1 protein-coding gene is annotated in these 1,300 nt (G+C 42.4%); it reads right to left on the bottom strand.

Features of this window, described 5'->3' with window-relative positions; all coding sequences use genetic code 11:
• Positions 1 to 1,300 (bottom strand): IS4 family transposase (locus GBH70_RS16390; RefSeq protein WP_216643894.1); only part of this gene is annotated, 1,300 nt, incomplete at both ends.

Here is a 1,300-nt window from a genome sequence, read left to right as displayed (position 1 = left end):
GGTGTTTTTGATAGCTGACAGGTAATTTTTTTAAAAATTGCTCAATAATAGTATTTAGTACTTCTTCACAAAGGATATACTCATCCTTAAAAGCTTCTTTAAATAAATCAATCAATTGTTGAATCGCTTCTGCGAAGGTGATGTCAGTAAGTTCATCAACCATGAGATAAAACAACTCACCCAGGGTCCGATCATCTACCTGTTCACGGTGTTGGACTGCAAGGATTGAGTAACCAATTGCGACAAGAGCGGTATGTGCAAAGATACCGTCATAAGACAATCCTTGATATTTTGCCAGGCGGAGGTACTGTTTACACATCTTGAAGTATACTTCAATCGACCAGCGCTTTCCGTAAAGCTGAATAACTTCATCTTCAGAGAGCCGGGTGTCCGTTGTCGCCAAGACAAGGTAATCATTTCGTTTATTGCGGTTGCGGATATAAACAAGTTTGACTGGCACCGACGTTTCCCCGTCAACTGCTTCAACAAGAACGGATAACAGATAGCGTGAACGTCCGCGACGTTTCTTCTGGGTGTTAAAGATCGTTTTCACATCCATCAGTCCACCGTTGAACTGGTAATAAACTTTCTTAGAACGTTTCACCATGGCTACTCCATGAAGTCCCATTTCACGCAACTGATGAAACATCTTAGGGCTAGAAAACCAGGAATCAAACAAGACGTAGGAAGCATTCACTCCTTGAGACAAGGCTGATGATAACAATTCCAACACTACATTGGTTGCTTTGCGCTGTGCCTGAATCTTACGCTTTCCTGAAAGTGTACGGCCGTCGATGGATTTTGGGCTGCACACTTGATTCTTGCCAGAAAGCAAGGAAAAGTTAACAGGGAGGAATGTGTTGCCGTCACTCCAACCTAGTTGAAGAAACCGAAAGCCACGGGTATGTTTGTGTTTCGCATGGTCAAACTGAAACGCCGCTAGTTCAACGTGCTTTGCGCTGGCTCGCTCATACATGGAATCATCCACAATGAATACATTCCGGCGTGTTGGTTCAGTCAAGGGTTCGATGAACACAATGATACGGCGGCAGAGCAAAACCAAGAACTTTTGCCAATTGATTTTGCCGTTATTCAGTAGATTACGGAAAGTCTTATCTGAGAATCCGAGCTGATCTTGATGCTTCAAATAATCACGGTATGCAGATCTGTTTGAGAAAAGTGTACTGATCAAATAACAGAACAGCGTTCGAAATGGAACACCTTTTGTCTTTACAGCGTTTGAAACCTTCGCAATTTGAGATAAGCGAAAACGCAAAAAAAATGCTTCGATTGAAGATAA

Source organism: Weizmannia acidilactici, from assembly GCF_008974225.1.
In the GTDB taxonomy this organism is placed as follows: Bacteria; Bacillota; Bacilli; order Bacillales; family Bacillaceae_C; genus Weizmannia; species Weizmannia acidilactici.
The sequence above is the reverse complement of the archived record's forward strand: the minus strand, read 5'-3'. Positions and strand labels throughout refer to the sequence as shown.